Source organism: Pseudomonas sp. S1_E05, assembly GCF_056337105.1.
Window position 1 is genome coordinate 3,028,411 of the sequence record NZ_JBFRHM010000001.1, and the last position, 17,517, is coordinate 3,045,927.

General features: G+C 60.4%; 16 protein-coding genes and 1 pseudogene. 9 read left to right on the forward strand and 8 right to left on the reverse strand.

Annotation, left to right across the window (positions count from 1 at the left end; genetic code table 11):
• Window positions 1-206: 206 nt before the first annotated feature.
• The 8 genes from gcl to AB4N33_RS14005 all read left to right on the forward strand — a co-directional run bounded on the left by gcl (window position 207) and on the right by AB4N33_RS14005 (window position 9,729).
• The gene (gene gcl, locus AB4N33_RS13970; RefSeq protein ID WP_476457574.1) at window positions 207-1,982 is read left to right on the forward strand and encodes a glyoxylate carboligase; all 1,776 of its coding nucleotides are present in this window, start codon (window positions 207-209) and stop codon (window positions 1,980-1,982) included.
• Window positions 1,983-2,100: 118 nt separating this feature from the next.
• Window positions 2,101-2,883: a hydroxypyruvate isomerase gene (gene hyi / locus AB4N33_RS13975; RefSeq protein WP_460117114.1), complete on the forward strand. Its 783-nt coding sequence runs from the start codon at window positions 2,101-2,103 to the stop codon at window positions 2,881-2,883.
• 141 nt (window positions 2,884-3,024) lie between these two features.
• Window positions 3,025-3,918 carry a 2-hydroxy-3-oxopropionate reductase gene (locus AB4N33_RS13980; RefSeq protein ID WP_460117115.1) on the forward strand — a complete coding sequence of 298 codons (894 nt, stop codon included), beginning with the start codon at window positions 3,025-3,027 and terminating at the stop codon, window positions 3,916-3,918.
• A gap of 173 nt (window positions 3,919-4,091) precedes the next feature.
• Window positions 4,092-5,372, forward strand: coding sequence for a glycerate kinase type-2 family protein (locus AB4N33_RS13985; RefSeq protein ID WP_460117116.1), 1,281 nt, complete (start codon window positions 4,092-4,094; stop codon window positions 5,370-5,372).
• Window positions 5,362-6,777, forward strand: coding sequence for a pyruvate kinase (gene pyk / locus AB4N33_RS13990; protein ID WP_460139969.1), 1,416 nt, complete (start codon window positions 5,362-5,364; stop codon window positions 6,775-6,777). The genes AB4N33_RS13985 and pyk overlap by 11 nt, the downstream gene beginning before the upstream one ends.
• A gap of 102 nt (window positions 6,778-6,879) precedes the next feature.
• Window positions 6,880-7,794, forward strand: a complete 915-nt coding sequence (locus tag AB4N33_RS13995) for an urea transporter (protein ID WP_460139970.1) — start codon at window positions 6,880-6,882, stop codon at window positions 7,792-7,794.
• Window positions 7,795-7,815: 21 nt separating this feature from the next.
• A complete protein-coding gene (locus tag AB4N33_RS14000; RefSeq protein ID WP_460117119.1) occupies window positions 7,816-8,640 on the forward strand; it encodes an ion transporter in 825 nt (274 codons plus the stop codon).
• A 93-nt stretch (window positions 8,641-8,733) separates the two neighbouring features.
• Complete coding sequence (locus AB4N33_RS14005) at window positions 8,734-9,729, forward strand: sulfate ABC transporter substrate-binding protein (protein WP_460139972.1); 996 nt, start codon at window positions 8,734-8,736, stop codon at window positions 9,727-9,729.
• Window positions 9,730-9,812: 83 nt separating this feature from the next.
• Here the strand turns inward: AB4N33_RS14005 and AB4N33_RS14010 are convergent, their stop codons facing one another.
• Entirely contained in the window at window positions 9,813-10,739 is a 927-nt protein-coding gene (locus AB4N33_RS14010) for a class I SAM-dependent methyltransferase (protein ID WP_476457575.1), read from the reverse strand.
• Between the two features lie 159 nt (window positions 10,740-10,898).
• Here AB4N33_RS14010 and AB4N33_RS14015 point away from each other — a divergent pair, with 159 nt between their 5' ends.
• Window positions 10,899-12,104, forward strand: a complete 1,206-nt coding sequence (locus AB4N33_RS14015; protein WP_460139974.1) for an MFS transporter — start codon at window positions 10,899-10,901, stop codon at window positions 12,102-12,104.
• Window positions 12,105-12,125: 21 nt separating this feature from the next.
• Here the strand turns inward: AB4N33_RS14015 and AB4N33_RS14020 are convergent, their stop codons facing one another.
• The 7 genes and pseudogenes from AB4N33_RS14020 to AB4N33_RS14050 all read right to left on the reverse strand — a co-directional run bounded on the left by AB4N33_RS14020 (window position 12,126) and on the right by AB4N33_RS14050 (window position 17,514).
• Window positions 12,126-12,530, reverse strand: coding sequence for a type II toxin-antitoxin system HicB family antitoxin (locus tag AB4N33_RS14020; protein ID WP_460139975.1), 405 nt, complete (start codon window positions 12,528-12,530; stop codon window positions 12,126-12,128).
• Window positions 12,530-12,742 (reverse strand): annotated as a pseudogene (locus tag AB4N33_RS14025) (type II toxin-antitoxin system HicA family toxin). The gene AB4N33_RS14020 and the pseudogene AB4N33_RS14025 overlap by 1 nt, the downstream one beginning before the upstream one ends.
• 152 nt (window positions 12,743-12,894) lie before the next feature.
• Window positions 12,895-13,299 carry a hypothetical protein gene (locus tag AB4N33_RS14030; protein WP_460117123.1) on the reverse strand — a complete coding sequence of 135 codons (405 nt, stop codon included), beginning with the start codon at window positions 13,297-13,299 and terminating at the stop codon, window positions 12,895-12,897.
• Window positions 13,300-13,312: 13 nt separating this feature from the next.
• Window positions 13,313-14,530: a c-type cytochrome biogenesis protein CcmI gene (gene ccmI / locus AB4N33_RS14035; protein ID WP_476457576.1), complete on the reverse strand. Its 1,218-nt coding sequence runs from the start codon at window positions 14,528-14,530 to the stop codon at window positions 13,313-13,315.
• Window positions 14,523-14,996 (reverse strand): cytochrome c-type biogenesis protein, encoded by a 474-nt coding sequence (locus AB4N33_RS14040; protein WP_476457577.1) that lies wholly within the window; start codon window positions 14,994-14,996, stop codon window positions 14,523-14,525. The genes ccmI and AB4N33_RS14040 overlap by 8 nt, the downstream gene beginning before the upstream one ends.
• Entirely contained in the window at window positions 14,993-15,529 is a 537-nt protein-coding gene (locus tag AB4N33_RS14045) for a DsbE family thiol:disulfide interchange protein (protein ID WP_460139978.1), read from the reverse strand. Before AB4N33_RS14045 ends, AB4N33_RS14040 begins: the two co-directional genes overlap by 4 nt.
• On the reverse strand, window positions 15,526-17,514 hold the full coding sequence (locus AB4N33_RS14050) for a heme lyase CcmF/NrfE family subunit (RefSeq protein ID WP_460117126.1): 1,989 nt from the start codon (window positions 17,512-17,514) through the stop codon (window positions 15,526-15,528). Before AB4N33_RS14050 ends, AB4N33_RS14045 begins: the two co-directional genes overlap by 4 nt.
• Window positions 17,515-17,517 lie beyond the last annotated feature (3 nt).

Here is a 17,517-nt window from a genome sequence, read left to right on the forward strand (position 1 = left end):
TGCAACAAATAGAACACAGTAAATTCTCTTTTTGTATACAATAATCCGCGTAAAACGTTACATGCGACGAAAAGTCACAGCAATTTGGCCTTCCGACGAATGAAACAGGCGCTTGAGAAAATGGATTGACCTTCGCAGCCAGTCGTGAATAAACTCCACGCAAAGCCACTTGTATACAATTAAAAAACGTAAAGAGGCACAAAACCATGAGCAAAATGAGAGCAATCGAAGCCGCCGTTCTGGTGATGCGCCGTGAAGGGGTTGAAACCGCCTTTGGCATTCCCGGCGCCGCGATCAACCCGTTGTACTCCGCCCTGCAAAAGGTCGGCGGCATCGATCACGTCCTCGCTCGCCACGTTGAAGGCGCCTCGCACATGGCCGAGGGCTACACCCGCACCAAGGCCGGCAATATCGGCGTGTGCATCGGCACTTCCGGTCCTGCCGGTACCGACATGGTCATGGGCCTGTACAGCGCCTCCGCCGACTCGATTCCGATCCTGTGCATCACCGGCCAGGCTCCGCGCGCCCGTATGCACAAGGAAGACTTCCAGGCTGTCGACATCACCAGCATCGTCAAGCCAGTGACCAAGTGGGCAACCACGGTCCTGGAGCCGGGCCAGGTGCCGTACGCGTTCCAGAAAGCTTTTTATGAAATGCGCTCCGGTCGTCCAGGCCCAGTGCTGATCGATCTGCCGTTCGACGTGCAGATGGCCGAAATCGAATTCGACATCGATGCCTATCAGCCGCTGCCCCTGGCCAAGCCCTGCGCCACCCGCGTGCAAGTGGAAAAAGCCCTGGCCCTGCTCGATCAGGCCGAACGCCCACTGCTGGTGGCCGGCGGCGGCATCATCAACGCCGACGCCAGCGACCTGCTGGTCGAATTCGCCGAGCTGACCGGTATCCCGGTCGTCCCGACCTTGATGGGGTGGGGCACGATCCCCGACGATCACCCGTTGATGGTCGGCATGGTCGGCCTGCAAACCTCGCATCGCTACGGCAACGCGACCATGCTCAAGTCCGACGTGGTGCTGGGCATCGGCAACCGTTGGGCCAACCGCCACACCGGCTCGGTCGATGTCTACACCGAAGGCCGCAAGTTCATTCACGTCGATATCGAGGGCACGCAGATCGGCCGCGTGTTCACCCCGGACCTGGGCATCGTCTCCGACGCGGCCTCGGCACTGACCGTGTTCATTGAAGTCGCGCGCGAATGGCAAGCCGCTGGCAAGCTGAAAAACCGCAGTGCCTGGTTGCAGGACTGCCAGCAGCGCAAGGCCAGCCTGCAACGCAAGACCCACTTCGACAACGTGCCGGTCAAACCGCAACGCGTATACGAAGAGATGAACCAGGTGTTCGGCAAGGACACCTGCTACGTCAGTACCATCGGCCTGTCTCAGATTGCCGGCGCGCAGTTCCTGCACGTCTACAAGCCACGTCACTGGATCAACTGCGGTCAGGCCGGCCCGCTGGGCTGGACCATTCCGGCAGCACTGGGCGTGGTCAAGGCCGACCCGAGCCGCAAGGTCGTGGCGTTGTCGGGCGACTATGACTTCCAGTTCATGATCGAAGAGCTGGCCGTGGGCGCGCAGTTCAAGCTGCCGTACATCCACGTGGTGGTGAACAACTCATACCTGGGGCTGATCCGCCAGGCCCAGCGCGGTTTCGAAATGGACTACTGCGTGCAGCTGTCCTTCGATAATCTGAACGCGCCAGAGCTCAACGGTTATGGCGTCGATCACGTCGCGGTGGCCGAAGGCCTGGGCTGCAAGGCGCTGCGGGTGTTCGAACCGGCTGACATCGCCCCTGCCCTGCGCAAGGCCGAGGCGCTGATCGAAGAGTTCAAGGTGCCGGTGATCGTCGAGATTATCCTGGAGCGCGTGACCAACATTTCCATGGGCACCGAGATCAACGCGGTCAACGAGTTCGAAGACCTGGCGCTGGTCGGCAACGATGCGCCCACGGCGATTTCGATGCTTGATTAACAATTGAAGCTCCCCCTGTAGGAGCGAGCTTGCTCGCGATAGCGGTGTGTCAGATATGCACTATCGCGAGCAAGCTCGCTCCTGCAGGGGGTCCTCACAAGATTTACAGGAGACCACCATGCCGCGTTTCGCAGCCAACCTATCCATGCTGTTCACCGAGCAGGATTTTCTCGCCCGTTTCGAAGCGGCCGCCAAGGCCGGCTTCAGTGGCGTCGAGTACCTGTTCCCCTACGATTTCAGCTCCGCCGAAATCAAGGCCCGGCTTGATGCCAACGGCCTGACCCAGGTGCTGTTCAACCTGCCCGCCGGTGACTGGGCCAAGGGCGAACGCGGCCTGGCCTGCCTGCCGGACCGGGTTGAAGAGTTTCGCGCCGGCGTCGACCTGGCGATTGCTTACGCGCAAGTACTGGGCAATACCCAGGTCAACTGCCTGGCCGGCATCCGCCCGCAAGGCGTCGATGATGCCACCGTGGAAAAGACCTTCGTCGCCAACCTCAAGTACGCGGCCGACAAGCTGCAAGCGGCGGGCATCAAACTGGTGATGGAGGCGATCAACACCCGCGACATTCCAGGCTTCTACCTGAACAACACGGCGCAGGCCCTGTCGATTCGCGAACAGGTGGGCAGCGCCAATCTGTTCCTGCAATACGACATCTATCACATGCAAATCATGGAAGGGGACCTCGCCCGCACCATGGCCACGCACCTGAGCGAGATCAACCACATCCAGTTGGCCGACAATCCGGGGCGCAACGAACCAGGCACAGGTGAGATCAACTACCGCTTCCTGTTCGAACACCTGGACAGCATCGGTTATCAGGGTTGGGTCGGTTGCGAATACAAGCCACTGACCACGACCGAAGCGGGCCTGGGCTGGCTGAAAACCCATAACGCGATCTGACCCCCTCCCTATAGGAGCGAGCTTGCTCGCGATGAGGCCGGCACATTCAACACCCCTGTTGCCTGACACACCGCTATCGCGAGCAAGCTCGTTCCTACAGGGGGCAGGCGTTGCGACTCATTAAAACAAGAGGAATTTCTCATGGCTAAAATCGGATTCATCGGCACCGGCATCATGGGCCACCCAATGGCGGCGAACCTGCAGAAAGCCGGTCACAGCCTGTTCCTGTCAGCGCACCACGATGCTGCCCCGGCCGATCTGGTCGCCGCAGGTGCCATCGCCCTGGCCAACCCGAAAGAAGTGGCGCAGGAAGCCGAATTCATCATCGTCATGGTGCCGGACACCCCGCAGGTCGATGACGTGCTGTTCCGCGCCGACGGCGTAGCCGCCGGTGTCGGTAAAGGCAAGGTAGTGATCGACATGAGCTCGATCTCGCCGACCGCCACCAAAGCCTTTGCCGCGAAAATCAATGAAAAAGGCGCTCAGTACCTCGACGCGCCAGTCTCCGGCGGCGAAGTCGGTGCCAAGGCTGCCACATTGAGCATCATGGTCGGCGGCGACGCCGATGCCTTCGAACGCGCCCTGCCGCTGTTCCAGGCCATGGGCAAAAATATCACCCTCGTCGGCGGTAATGGCGATGGCCAGACCGCAAAAGTGGCGAACCAGATCATCGTCGCGCTGAACATCCAGGCCGTCGCGGAAGCCCTGCTGTTCGCTTCGAAAAACGGTGCCGATCCGGCCAAGGTTCGTGAAGCGTTGATGGGTGGTTTTGCGTCCTCGAAGATCCTCGAAGTGCACGGCGAGCGCATGATCAAGGGCACCTTCGATCCGGGCTTCCGCATCAGCCTGCACCAGAAGGACCTTAACCTGGCCCTGCAAGGCGCCAGGGAGCTGAACATCAACCTCCCCAACACCGCCAACGCCCAACAGGTGTTCAGCACCTGCGCGGCCATCGGCGGCAGTAACTGGGACCACTCGGCACTGATCAAGGGCCTGGAACACATGGCGAATTTTTCGATTCGCGAGAAGCCGTAAGCCCTGCCCGTTCCAACCCGGTCCTGTGGGAGCGGGCTTGCCCGCGATGAAATCACCTCGGTCCACCTGTACGACCGCAGCGTCTGAATCGCAGGCAAGCCAGCTCCCACAAGAGACCAGGCGCCCAGAAGTTATCGCCCTACTCCAAATAACAAGAATCCCGGGAGCCCGCCATGTCGGTCGATCCGCAACAATTGCTGCGCGAGCTGTTCACCACAGCCATCAACGCCGCCCATCCGCAGCAAGTGCTCGAAGCCCATCTGCCCGCCGATCGCACGGGGCGGGTCATCGTCATAGGCGCCGGCAAGGCCGCAGCGGCCATGGCTCAAGTGGTCGAGCGCTGCTGGCAGGGAGAGGTATCCGGCCTGGTCGTGACGCGATACGGTCATGGCGCCCCTTGCGAGAAAATCGAAGTGGTCGAGGCCGCCCACCCGGTGCCTGACGCCGCTGGCCAGGCCGTTGCCAAGCGCGTGTTCGAGCTGGTCAGCAACCTGACGCAAGAGGACCGTGTGATTTTCCTGTTGTCGGGTGGCGGTTCGGCGTTGCTGGCTTTGCCGGCCGTCGGGATCACCCTGGCCGACAAGCAATCGATCAACAAGGCCCTGCTCAAGTCCGGCGCCTCCATCGGCGAGATGAATTGCGTGCGCAAGCATCTCTCTGCAATCAAGGGCGGACGCCTGGGCAAGGCCTGCTGGCCGGCGACTGTATACACCTACGCGATTTCCGATGTACCGGGCGATCTTGCTACTGTCATTGCTTCCGGCCCCACCGTGGCGGATCCGAGCACCAGCGCTGAAGCACTGGCGATCCTCAAGCGCTACGGCATCGACGTGCCAGCGTCGGTGCGCAACTGGCTGCAAAGCCCGGAATCGGAAACCGTCAAACCCGGTGACCCAAGCCTGGCCCGCAGTCACTTCCAGTTGATCGCGCGCCCGCAGCAATCGCTGGAAGCGGCGGCGGTGAAGTGCCGTCAGGCCGGGTTCAGCCCGCTGATCCTGGGCGACCTGGAAGGTGAATCGCGCGAAGTGGCGAAAGTCCATGCCGGTATCGTCCGTCAGGTGGTGCAACACGGCCAGCCTCTGGCAGCGCCCTGCGTGATTCTCTCCGGCGGCGAAACCACCGTCACCGTGCGTGGCAATGGCCGTGGCGGACGCAATGCCGAATTCCTGCTGAGCCTGACCGACAGCCTCAAAGGCTTGCCCGGCGTCTACGCCCTGGCCGGTGACACCGATGGCATCGACGGCTCCGAAGACAACGCCGGCGCGATCATGACCCCGGACAGCTACACCCGCGCCACCGCCCTGGGCCTCAGCGCCAGCGACGAGCTGGATAACAACAACGGCTACGGCTACTTCGCGGCACTCGACGCCCTGATCGTCACCGAGCCGACGCGCACCAACGTCAACGACTTTCGCGCCATCCTAATACTCGAGAACCCTCATCATGAAGCCTGATAAAAAGGTCAAAATCCTCGCCACGCTGGGCCCTGCCATCGACGGGATCGACGGCATACGTGAACTGGTTCAGGCCGGGGTGAACATCTTCCGCCTGAACTTCAGCCACGGTGATCACGCCGACCACGCCCAGCGCTACCAATGGATTCGTGAAGTCGAGCGACAGCTCAACTATCCGCTGGGCATCCTGATGGACCTGCAAGGCCCGAAACTGCGCGTTGGCAAGTTCGCCGAAGGCCGCGTTCAACTGCATCGCGGGCAGGCCCTGCGCCTAGACCTGGACCCGACGCCGGGCGACGAGCGCCGGGTCAACCTGCCGCATCCGGAAATCATTGCCGCGCTCGAACCCGGCATGGACCTGCTGCTGGACGACGGCAAGTTGCGCCTGCGGGTGGTCAGCAAGTACAGCGACGCCATCGACACCACGGTGCTCAATGGTGGTGAACTGTCCGACCGCAAGGGCGTAAACGTGCCACAAGCGGTGCTGGAGTTGAGCCCGTTGACCGCCAAGGATCGCCGCGACCTGAGCTTCGGACTTGAGCTGGGCGTGGACTGGGTGGCGCTGTCGTTCGTGCAGCGCCCGGAAGACATCCGCGAGGCCCGCACGCTGATCGGCGACAAAGCCTTCTTGATGGCGAAAATCGAGAAACCGTCGGCAGTCACTCATCTGCGGGAAATCGCGGAGTTGAGCGACGCGATCATGGTCGCCCGGGGTGATCTGGGCGTGGAAGTACCGGCCGAAAGCGTGCCGCAGATCCAGAAGAACATCATTGGCATCTGCCGCCAGCTCGGCAAACCGGTGGTGGTGGCGACGCAGATGCTGGAGTCGATGCGGTTTTCCCCGGCGCCGACCCGCGCCGAAGTCACCGATGTGGCCAATGCCGTGGCCGAGGGCGCCGATGCGGTGATGCTGTCGGCGGAAACCGCGTCCGGCGAGTACCCATTGGAAGCCGTGCAGATGATGAGCAAGATCATCCGCCAGGTGGAAAACGGCCCGGACTACCAGACACAACTGGACGTGAGCCGACCGAAGGCGCAAGCCACAGTGGCCGATGCGATCAGTTGCGCGATCCGCCGCATCAGCAATGTGCTGCCCGTGGCGGTATTGGTCAATTACAGCGAGTCGGGGGCCTCCAGCCTGCGGGCGGCGCGGGAGCGGCCGACGGTGCCGATTCTCAACCTGACGCCAAATCTGCAGACAGCACGGCGCCTGACGGTAGCGTGGGGAGTGCAGTCGGTGGTCAATGACCGCCTGCGCCAGGTGGACGAGGTGTGCTCCACCGCACTGGAAATTGCCCAGGCCCAGGGCATGGCCGAACGGGGCGATACCCTGTTGATCACGGCGGGTGTGCCGTTTGGGCAGCCTGGGTCGACTAACTCGTTGCGTATCGAGACGTTGATCTAGAACGCCCTTACCGGCCTCATCGCCGGAACAGCCCCGCTCCAGTAGGAGCGGGCTTGCCCGCGATGCAGGCGACTCGGTGCCACTTCTTATTTTTTAACTGCCATGCCTGCCAATCACTTCAATACCCACTGCCCCGACTGGGCCGAAGCCCTGCTTAATGGCTTCAGCCAGATATTCCTCCAGCGCCATCCGTTATGCGGCCTGCTGTGCCTGTGTGCGATTCTGTTCACTGCGCCGGCGCTACTGGGTGGCGCGCTGCTGGGCGGCGTCGCCGGACTGCTGACCGCGCAACGGCGCAACTATGCGAAGGCTGATCGCCAGGCTGGATTGTTCAGCTACAACGGCGTGTTGCTCGGTCTGATGTTGAGCTTGTATTTCCCTTGGTCGGCGATAATGCCACCGCTTATCCTGGCAGCCGGCGGCCTGAGCGCGATGATCACCCAGCAATGGCTCAAGCGTGCCCGGGTCAATCAATGTGTTCCCGCCTATACCGCACCATTCGTGGGTTTGAGCTGGTTACTGCTGTGTTTCGCCACGCCATCGGTCCCCACACCGCTCATCGAAATGAACACCGTGGACCTGCTGGCAGCATCGCTCCGGGGGATCGGCCAGGTGATGTTTCTCGACCATCCGCTGGCCGGGGCAATGATTGCCAGCGGTTTGCTGATTGCTGATCGTCGAGCCTTCTGCTGGGCGATGACGGCGTCTCTGCTCGGCCTTGGCTCCAGCTTGCTGCATCACGAAACCGGCACCGCCCTGCTCGGCCTTGGTGGCTACAACGCCGTGCTGACCGCCCTTGCCCTCAGCACGCAGCGCCAGCACCCGTGGCTGCCGCTGCTGGGCGTCGTCATGGTGCTGTTGTTGACGCCGCTGTTCGCTGCCATTGGCCTGGCGACGCTGACCGCACCCTTCATCCTCGCCTGCTGGCTCATTCGTACCGGCATGCAAATGTTCGGCAAAACCCCGCGTGATGACACGCCTTGCGCTCACAGGGACAATCAACCTAGGCTGCGCTGATCTACGAGTCAGGCGTTATCCATGGACAGCAGCAAAAACTGGCGTGATCAGCTTTACGTCATGATTTTCCAGACCGACACCAAGGCTGGCAGGCGCTTCGACGGCATTCTGCTGTTGATCATCCTCTCAAGCCTGGTGATCGTGATGCTCGACAGCATCGACACCGTCCACAAGAACTACGCCGATGTGCTGGCGTACATCGAATGGGGCTTTACGGTGATCTTCCTCGCCGAGTACATCCTGCGCCTGTATTGCTCGCCCAAGCCGTTGCGCTATGCCTTCAGTTTTTACGGCCTGGTGGACTTGTTGGCCATCGTCCCCGGCATCCTCGCCCTCTATTACTCCGATGCCCAGTATTTGCTGATTATCCGCATCATCCGGATGCTGCGGATCTTCCGGGTGCTCAAGCTCAGCCCGTACCTCAAGCAAGCCAACTACCTGATGTCGGCGCTGCGCGGCAGCAAACAGAAGATCGTGGTGTTCCTGGTCAGCGTCTGCACACTGGTAACGGTGTTCGGCACCCTGATGTATGTCATCGAGGGTCCGGAACATGGCTTCACCAGCATCCCCAAAGGCATCTATTGGGCTATCGTGACGCTGACCACGGTGGGCTTCGGCGACATCGTGCCAAAGACGCCGCTGGGGCAGGTCATTTCGTCGCTGGTGATGATCACCGGTTACTCGATCATCGCCGTACCGACAGGGATTTTTACCGCCGAACTGGCCAATGCCATGCGTGGCGAACAGCTCCAACACGACTGCCCGGTGTGCAAGAAAAACAGCCACGAGCACGGCGCTGCATTCTGTTCCCGTTGCGGCAATGCGTTGTTTAAGAAACTGGAATAAGCAAAGTGCTTTTTAATCTTTAAACGCCTATGCGGCGCCGGTTATAGTCGCTGGCAAAATGCCTCATCTCAAATATCGAACAAGGAATGCGCAGTGAAAAAACTCTTTGGCGCCTCACTTCTGGCCGCTGGTCTCGCCCTGACCAGCGTGGCCCAGGCCGCACCGACCCTGCTCAACGTGTCCTACGATGTGATGCGAGATTTCTACAAGGACTACAACACTGCCTTCCAGAAACACTGGCAAGCCGAGCACAACGAAAACATCACCGTGCAGATGTCTTTCGGCGGCTCCAGCAAACAGGCGCGCTCGGTCATCGACGGCCTGCCGGCTGACGTGATCACCATGAACATGGCCACCGACATCAACGCCCTGGCCGACAACGGCAAACTGGTTCCGGAGAACTGGGTCACCCGTCTGCCGAACAACAGCGCGCCATTCACCTCCGCCACCGTTTTCATCGTGCGCAAAGGCAACCCCAAAGCCCTGAAAGACTGGCCTGACCTGCTCAAGGACGGCGTACAAGTGATCGTGCCCAACCCGAAAACCTCGGGCAACGGCCGCTACACCTATCTGTCCGCCTGGGGCTACGTGCTGAAAAACGGTGGCGATGAGAACAAGGCCAAGGCATTCGTTGGCAAACTGTTCAAGCAGGCACCTGTGCTCGACACCGGTGGCCGTGCCGCCACGACCACCTTCATGACCAACCAGATCGGCGACGTGCTGGTGACCTTCGAAAACGAAGCGGAAATGATTGCCCGCGAGTTCGGTCGCGATCAGTTCGAAGTCATCTACCCAAGCGTCTCCGCCGAAGCCGAGCCACCGGTGTCCGTCGTCGACAAAGTGGTTGAGAAAAAAGGTTCTCGTGCTGCCGCCGAGGAATACCTGAAATTCCTGTGGTCGCCGCAAGGGCAGGAAATTGCCGCTGCCAACTACCTGCGTCCGCGCGACCCAGCCGTGCTGGCCAAATACACCGATCGCTTCCCCAAAGTGGACTTCCTGTCGGTGGAAAAGACCTTCGGCGACTGGCGTACCGTGCAGAAAACCCACTTCAATGATGGTGGGATTTTCGATCAGATCTACACGCAGTAAGCCAGCAATGAAAAAGGCGACCTGTAAAGGTCGCCTTTTTTTCGCCAGCGTATCAGGCAATCAGGGGTGGCTGGCTGACAGCCTTATTGCACAGGGTTGATATAAGGCCCGCCCGTGAACTGGATGAACAATCGACGATACTCTTCGTTCTCAGGATCGATGACCAAGGCCTGACGCAAAAATTCTATCCCTTCGCGAATATTGTCCATCTGGCAGTTGAGTGCAAACGCCAGATACAAGAAATGAGCATTGAAGAAGTCGAATGACAGAGCGACCTTGACCAAGTGCAGCGCCTTGCCGAGCTCCTGTGCAGTCAGGTGCGCATTGAACGCTTCGTTGAACAGTTTGATGTCCTTGTACAGCGAAGCGGACAAGCCGACCTGTTTTCTCAACACCACCGTGTGACCGTTTCCGACTTTGGTATCGGTTTCTTCAATGCATTCGATCAGCCAATGCCCGAGGCCGACCGAGTTCATCAGGTTGATTGCGCGGAGCATGCTTTGCAACGATAACACCAGGTAGTGACATCTCCACGTTTCCAGGTCCACGGTGTTCATGTCGACACGCTTTTCATAGCTGTCGATCATCTGATCCAGAGTGGTCAGCGCTCGCGGTCGGTCGGTCGGTTCGGCGTTTCTTTTCGGAAAAATGCAGAAGAACACCCCACCGTCCTTCACCACCCGGGAAGACTCAATGAAAGCGGCAAACAAGTTCGGGACATGCTCGATCACATGTGAGCTGATCAGGTAATCGAAAGTCGCATCAAGAAATGGAATGTCCATAAAATCGCCCAGCGCATCAACCCTGGCGGACTCGACGTTGTAATTTGCCTGCTCCTTTTTGTAGTGACCGTAGTCGACGAGATCCTGTGGATACAGAAAGGCTTCGCCATCGCTGGGACCCAGGTTGATGCAATTGGGCAGATAAAACGCATTGTGCGCAGCGGCACCGACCTCCAGGCCTGCGCCCTGACAATACTTGCTGGCCAACGCCATGCCCTGCACATTCATATCGACTCCAAATCCCTGAGAGACCTGCTTAATGGAAAAAAAGAGAAACGTACCTACGCCTTCAAACTATCGGCAAGCGCAAAAAAACATTGAGCAAGAATGCGTTTCGCCCTATTTTTCGGGGCTGCATGCATACCACCCTGCGCAACGAGAAACCTGATGACACCAGCCCACACCGCCCCCCACGGCGCCGCAACCATGACCAAAGGCAGGGTGCTGCTGTTTGCCTTCTGCTGCGGCGCCATTGTCGCCAACATCTACTACGCGCAACCGATCATCGAACTGATCGCACCGGACGTTGGCCTAAGCAGCACCCTGGCCAGTCTGATCGTGTCGCTGACCCAGATCGGTTACGCCCTGGGCCTGTTTTTCCTGGTGCCGCTGGGCGATCTGCTGGAAAACCGCCGACTGATGATCCTCACCACGCTGGTGGCGATTGCCAGCCTGCTGGGTGCCGCCTTCACGGACCAACCGAACGTCTTCTTGCTGATCTCGCTGCTGGTGGGTTTCAGCTCCGTGTCAGTGCAGATCCTCATTCCTCTGGCCGCCCACCTGGCCCCCGAGGAAAGCCGTGGCCGAGTGGTCGGTGGCATCATGGGCGGCTTGCTGTTGGGGATTCTCTTGGCCCGCCCCGTATCCAGCATCGTGGCCGACCATTTCGGCTGGCGTGCGATGTTCGTGATTGCGGCAGCGCTGATGGCAGCCATCAGCCTTGTGCTGGCGCTCACCATTTCCAAACGGCAGCCTGACCACAGTGCCTCCTACGGCCAGTTGCTGGGGTCGTTGTGGACGCTGCTGCGCCAACAGCCGGTTTTACGCCAGCGAGCGTTTTACCAGGGTTGCATGTTTGCCACCTTCAGCCTGTTCTGGACGGCCGCGCCGCTGGAACTGGCGCGTCATCATGGCCTGTCGCAAACGCAGATCGCAATCTTCGCCCTGGTAGGTGCCATCGGTGCCATCGCCGCCCCCATCGCCGGCCGGCTGGCGGACGCCGGGCACACGCGCATCGCCTCGCTGCTGGCCCTGCTGTTCGCCAGCCTGAGTTTCCTGCCCGCCTTCATCCACCCGGCCTACAGCGTCATCGGCCTGGCCGTCACCGGTGTAGTGCTCGACTTTTGCGTCCAGATGAACATGGTCCTGGGCCAACGGGCGGTCTATGCCCTCGACGGCAAAAGTCGCAGTCGCCTGAACGCGCTTTACATGACCAGCATTTTCATTGGCGGCGCGTTCGGGTCGTCGGTGGCCAGTGTGGTGTACGAGCACGGTGGCTGGTTGTGGATCGTGATCGTTGGTAGCGCGTTCCCATTGCTGGCGTTGTTGCGCTTCCTGAGCGCTTCGCGAGAGCATTCGCTGGCGGCGGCATGACCGCCACCTTCCCGCTGATGTTCATTGCCGGACCAGCTTCTCCAGCGCAGCGTCGGCCAGGAAGGAAGAGCGACTCTTCACGTTGTGCTCGCGCACGTAGCGGTCGATGCGCTGGATGACATAACCGGGCAATGTCACGTTGACCTTCTCGGTTTTACCCATGTAGGGCGCGATGTCCAGTTCGAGCATGCCCCAGCCCATTTCAGCGAAGTCCGGATTGCTACGGTGGACAGCTGCCGAGGTTGGCATTGGAATCGCCTCGCCGTCGGCGGCTATTTCCTGAAGCATGATGTGGGCAATCTCGATGGCCGCGTTATAGGCGTCTTCGAAGGTGTCCCCGGCGGTGACGGCCCCCGGGATATCGGGGATCTGAATACCGATGGCGGTGTTCTCGTCGCCCCATTCGATACAGATGGGATATTGCATTATGGATCTCCTGCGTGACTGGCTGGCGGGTGGTGCAGAGCGGCTCGCCGTCTGATGCTCTTGACCGTGCCGATGGGTCAATCCTTTTTCGGGTGAGGAACCGGGACGATGAACGGGCTGTAGGGGTGAGTGAACAAATGATGGCTGCCTGTGACTCGATCCAGCCTCCAACCGGCCTCCTCCAATTCCTTGATCAATAACCTGCTCTGCACCAACGCCTCCTTGCTTCGGCTCGAGAAAAGTAACTCCAGAGTTATATATAGACAAGCACAAAAACCCGGTTCACGACGTTCGGTTGTGTTGCCGATTGTGAAGTCCTTGAAGGAGCGACCACAAAAAAGGCGACCCGAAGGTCGCCTTGTTACTACTGCCCGAATTGCCGTCCCAGGCCACCCGGCACGCCATGGATGTCGGTGTCTTCCCATGGCCCATTTGGGCTGATCGAACGGCTCCAGCCGTTGTTCCAGCGATAATAGGTACGCTGGCGGTAGAAGGTATTGGGTTGGTCGTCCAGCACATACACACCCATCTTCTGATCCCAGTGGCTGTTGCCACCCGGCGGAGGCGCGAAGCTGGCAGAGGTGCGTGGCACCGGTTTGGCCGGTTTGGCTGGCACACCCGGTTTGCCGGGTGCCGGACTCGTCGACGGTGTCGGGCTCGGCTGCGAGGGCGGGATCGGCGGCAGCGGAGTCGGCTCGGGCCGCTGGACCGCACACGCACTTAACCCCATGACAAGACTGAGCAGAGTGATACGTGCGATAGCGGTCATGGTGGCGTTCCTGTTATTTGTCCGGGCTGTCGATGGTCAGTGTTTGCGCCGCGGTGGTACTGCTGGCCAGAGGCTGGCTGCGACCGATCCACTCACCGGCTGCCGGCTGGCCAGCGCGGGAGATGCGTGCAACCAGTTGGACTTCAGGGAAGTTCGACAGTTTCAACTGCGGCATCATTGCATCGGCATCGCCCAGTTCGACAGTCGCCGGCAGGTCCGCCACGGTCAGTCGTTTGGCGGCCAGCGGTGTCGGAGGTCCGGAAACGGCGCGGGCAAAAATGAACACGCTGTCACCTGGCTGGACCTTGGCCTTGAGCTCCGGCGCCAGGTCAACACTGACCTTGAGCAGCGCTGGGCCCTTGGCCACAGGTGGCTTTTGCGAAGGTGCCTGCGCCACTTTACCGCCGCTGGCCTGGAGCTTCTCGGTCGCACGATCAATGCCGCCCTGCAAGGCTGCGCGGGAATTGTCTTGCGGCGGCAGTTGCGTCAACAAGCGTGTCCAATAGTCGATGGCGTCCTGGTAACGCGCGCTCTCGAACGCGGCGATGCCCAACAGGCCAAGGCTGGTGACTTCCTTCGGGTCGGCCTTCAAGGCTTCGTCGGTCAGGGTCTGGATCTTGTCCGACCACTTCTTGCCGTCGGCGAAATACTGGGCCTGAGCCCACTGCCCCAACAGCTCAGGTTGGCGACCCGCCAGATTGACGGTGCGCTCGAAGATCTTCGCCGCGTCCCCAGGACGATCCTGTGCCATGTAGGTACGGCCAAGGAAGTACAGGCCTTCCGCTGAATCCGGCTGCGCCTCGACCGCTCGCTCCAGGCGCTGGGTCATTTCTTCCATCGATTGCGGTGCATGGGCGAACTCACGGGTGAGCTCGACCTTGTCGCTGGCACCAAAATGCAGATAGAGCCCCAAGCCGAGCAACGGCACCAGGATCGCCGCCAACAGAGGCAACGGTTTGCCCAGGCGAGAAACCCGGGAAGTGTCTGCGCCCTCGGTGTCGGCCAACAGCTCACGGGCGGCTTCGGCGCGACCACTGTCCATTTGCGCGCTGTCGAGAACACCTTCTTGCTGCTGAGCCTGCAGCTCGGCCACGCGCTCTTGATAGAGTGCGACGTTGAGCGCAGTGCGATCTTCTTCGAGCTGGGCACGACGGCCACGAAGAACGGGAATCAGCAGAAAACTCAGGGCTACCAGAAGCAGTAGACCTGCAGCGAGCCAGAAATCAATCATTCTTGGTTTTATCCAACAGGTGGTCGAGACGCTCACGCTCATCAGAGGAAAGCTCGGCGCGGTTGTCGGCGCGCTGTAAGCGACGACGGCGGACGATGACGGCAATGATCACCACACCGCCCAGCAAGAGGCCGGCGGGCCCGAACCACAGCAACGCGGTCTTGGCGGTGAGGGCCGGCTTGTAGCGGACGAAATCACCGTAGCGGTCGACCATGAAGTCGATGATCTGCTGATTGTCCTTGCCCTCACCCAACATGCGGAAAATCTCTTTGCGCAGGTCAGCGGCGATGGGGGCATTGGAGTCGGCAATGTCCTGATTCTGACACTTTGGGCAACGCAGCTCTTTGGTCAACTCGCGAAAGCGCTCGCGATCGCCTTCCTTGGTGAACTCGTAGGTATCGATGGCGGCGTGCGCCACGCCGGCGATGCTCAAACCAAGAATGGCCGCTGCAATCCAGCGCTTCATGGCTTGGCCTCGTCCACCAGGGCCTGGTACTTGGCCGCCAGTTTTTCACGCCAGACCTGTTCGTCGATCACCCCGACGAATTTGTCGCGGATGATGCCCTTGGCGTCGATGAAAAAGGTTTCCGGTGCACCGTACACGCCCAGGTTCAGGCCCAAAGTGCCTTCGTCGTCACGGATGTCCAACTGATAGGGGTTGTGGAACTCCGCCAGCCACTTCAAGGCATCGGCGTTGACGTCCTTGTAGTTGATGCCGTAGATCACCACGCCCTTCTCGGCCAGTTTGTTCAGTACCGGGTGTTCGACCCGGCAGGAAATGCACCAGGTGCCCCAGACATTGACCAGCGCCGGTTTACCCACGATGTCGGCCCGGGTCAGGGTCTTGTCGCCCTGCACAGCAGGCAGCGAAAACTCGGGGAATGGCTTGCCGATCATCGCCGAAGGCAGCTCGGCGGGGTCCAGGTACAGCCCGCGATACAGGAAAACAGCCACCACCAGAAAAATCGCCAGTGGCAACAGCATCAACCAACGTTTCATGCAGTGGCTCCACTCATGCCCAGTGCTTCACGCACGCGGCTTTTTACCTTGACCCGATAACGACGATCCATCGCTGCCAGCAACCCGCCGAACGCGGTGAGCAACCCGCCGAACCAGATCCAGCGAACGAACGGTTTGACGTGCACTCGCACGGCCCAGGCACCATCCCCCAGCGACTCGCCGAGAGCAACGTAGAGGTCGCGGGTAAAACCGGCATCGATCCCGGCTTCGGTCATCATCGAGCCCTGCACGGTGTACAGGCGTTTTTCCGGATGGAGCACACTGATTTCACGACCGTCACGGATGACTCGGATGGTGCCCTTGTCGGAGGTGAAGTTCGGGCCTTCGAAGTGCTTGGCACCTTCGAACACAAACTGATAACCGCCCAGGTCCATGGACTCGCCCGGAGCCAGGCGCAGGTCACGTTCGGCACTGTTCTGGCTCGACAGCACGACACCGAGTGCGCACACGGCGATGCCCAGGTGCGCGACTTGCATGCCCCAGTAGCTGCGGGTCAGGGTCGGCAGGCCTTTGATCAGGCCTTTGTGGCGCGTCTTGTCGAGGATATCGCGCACGCCGGCCAGCAATACCCACGCCGCCAGCATGAACGTCGCAATCACCGCCCAGTTGAAATCGCCATAAGCGATGCCTGCCACTACCGCTAGCGCAGCACTGCCGAGCAACACAGGGGTGAGCATGCTTGTCAGCCATTTCACCGGGGTGTCTTTCCAGCGCACCAACACACCGACCGCCATGACCACCATCAACACGGCCATCAACGGAATGAACAGCGCATTGAAGTACGGCGGGCCGACCGACAGCTTGGCCCCGGTCATCGCGTCGAGGACCAGCGGATACAAAGTGCCCAGCAGAATCATCGAGGCAGCCACTACCAGTACCAGGTTGTTGCCCAGCAACAGGGTTTCCCGAGACCAGAGATTGAATCCGACCTGGCTCTTGACCACCGGTGCCCGCAGAGCGAACAGGGTCAACGAGCCACCGACGACGCACAACAGGAAAAACAGGATGAACACGCCGCGCTCTGGATCGGCGGCGAAGGCGTGAACCGAGGTCAACACGCCGGAACGCACGAGGAACGTACCCAATAGGCTCAAGGAGAAGGCCGCAATGGCGAGCAGCACGGTCCAGCTCTTGAACACGCCACGTTTTTCCGTGACCGCCAACGAGTGAATCAACGCTGTTCCCACCAACCATGGCATGAAAGAGGCGTTTTCCACCGGGTCCCAGAACCACCAGCCACCCCAGCCGAGCTCGTAGTAAGCCCACCACGAGCCGAGGGTGATACCGATGCCCAGGAAGGCCCAGGCGACGATAGTCCATGGACGCGACCACCGCGCCCATGCCGCATCGAGGCGACCGCCAAGCAACGCGGCGATCGCAAAGGCGAAGGCGACGGAGAAACCGACATACCCCATGTACAACATCGGCGGGTGCACGATCAGGCCGATGTCCTGCAACAACGGATTGAGGTCACGACCGTCTGTGGGAATCTGCGGAAGGATGCGCGAGAACGGGTTGGAGGTGATGATCAGGAACATCAGGAAACCGCTGCTGATCATGCCCATCACTGCCAGCACCCGCGCCAGCATGACTTGCGGCAGTTGACGCGAGAACACCGACACGGCAAAGGTCCAACCGCCGAGGATGAACGCCCACAGCAACAACGAACCTTCGTGCGCGCCCCATACGGCGCTGAATTTGTAATACCAGGGCAATGCGCTGTTGGAGTTGCCGGCGACGTAGGCGACCGAGAAATCGTCGGTCATGAACGCGTAGGTCAGGCAACCGAAGGCAAACGCCAGGAAGGCAAACTGCCCCCAGGCGGCGGGCTGAGCCAGGCTCATCCACAAGCGATCACCGCGCCAGGCGCCCAACAACGGCACCACGGCCTGGAACAAGGCAAAACACAACGCCAGGATCATCGCCAGGTGACCCAGCTCTGGAATAAACAGACCGGAAGTCATCGA

Coding starts and splice junctions, on each gene's coding strand:
- gcl (WP_476457574.1), top strand. CDS start 207: ATGAGCAAAATGAGAGCAATCGAAGCCGCCGTTCTGGTGATGCGCCGT.
- hyi (WP_460117114.1), top strand. CDS start 2,101: ATGCCGCGTTTCGCAGCCAACCTATCCATGCTGTTCACCGAGCAGGAT.
- AB4N33_RS13980 (WP_460117115.1), top strand. CDS start 3,025: ATGGCTAAAATCGGATTCATCGGCACCGGCATCATGGGCCACCCAATG.
- AB4N33_RS13985 (WP_460117116.1), top strand. CDS start 4,092: ATGTCGGTCGATCCGCAACAATTGCTGCGCGAGCTGTTCACCACAGCC.
- pyk (WP_460139969.1), top strand. CDS start 5,362: ATGAAGCCTGATAAAAAGGTCAAAATCCTCGCCACGCTGGGCCCTGCC.
- AB4N33_RS13995 (WP_460139970.1), top strand. CDS start 6,880: ATGCCTGCCAATCACTTCAATACCCACTGCCCCGACTGGGCCGAAGCC.
- AB4N33_RS14000 (WP_460117119.1), top strand. CDS start 7,816: ATGGACAGCAGCAAAAACTGGCGTGATCAGCTTTACGTCATGATTTTC.
- AB4N33_RS14010 (WP_476457575.1), bottom strand. CDS start 10,739: ATGAATGTGCAGGGCATGGCGTTGGCCAGCAAGTATTGTCAGGGCGCA.
- AB4N33_RS14015 (WP_460139974.1), top strand. CDS start 10,899: ATGACACCAGCCCACACCGCCCCCCACGGCGCCGCAACCATGACCAAA.
- AB4N33_RS14020 (WP_460139975.1), bottom strand. CDS start 12,530: ATGCAATATCCCATCTGTATCGAATGGGGCGACGAGAACACCGCCATC.
- AB4N33_RS14030 (WP_460117123.1), bottom strand. CDS start 13,299: ATGACCGCTATCGCACGTATCACTCTGCTCAGTCTTGTCATGGGGTTA.
- ccmI (WP_476457576.1), bottom strand. CDS start 14,530: ATGATTGATTTCTGGCTCGCTGCAGGTCTACTGCTTCTGGTAGCCCTG.
- AB4N33_RS14040 (WP_476457577.1), bottom strand. CDS start 14,996: ATGAAGCGCTGGATTGCAGCGGCCATTCTTGGTTTGAGCATCGCCGGC.
- AB4N33_RS14045 (WP_460139978.1), bottom strand. CDS start 15,529: ATGAAACGTTGGTTGATGCTGTTGCCACTGGCGATTTTTCTGGTGGTG.
- AB4N33_RS14050 (WP_460117126.1), bottom strand. CDS start 17,514: ATGACTTCCGGTCTGTTTATTCCAGAGCTGGGTCACCTGGCGATGATC.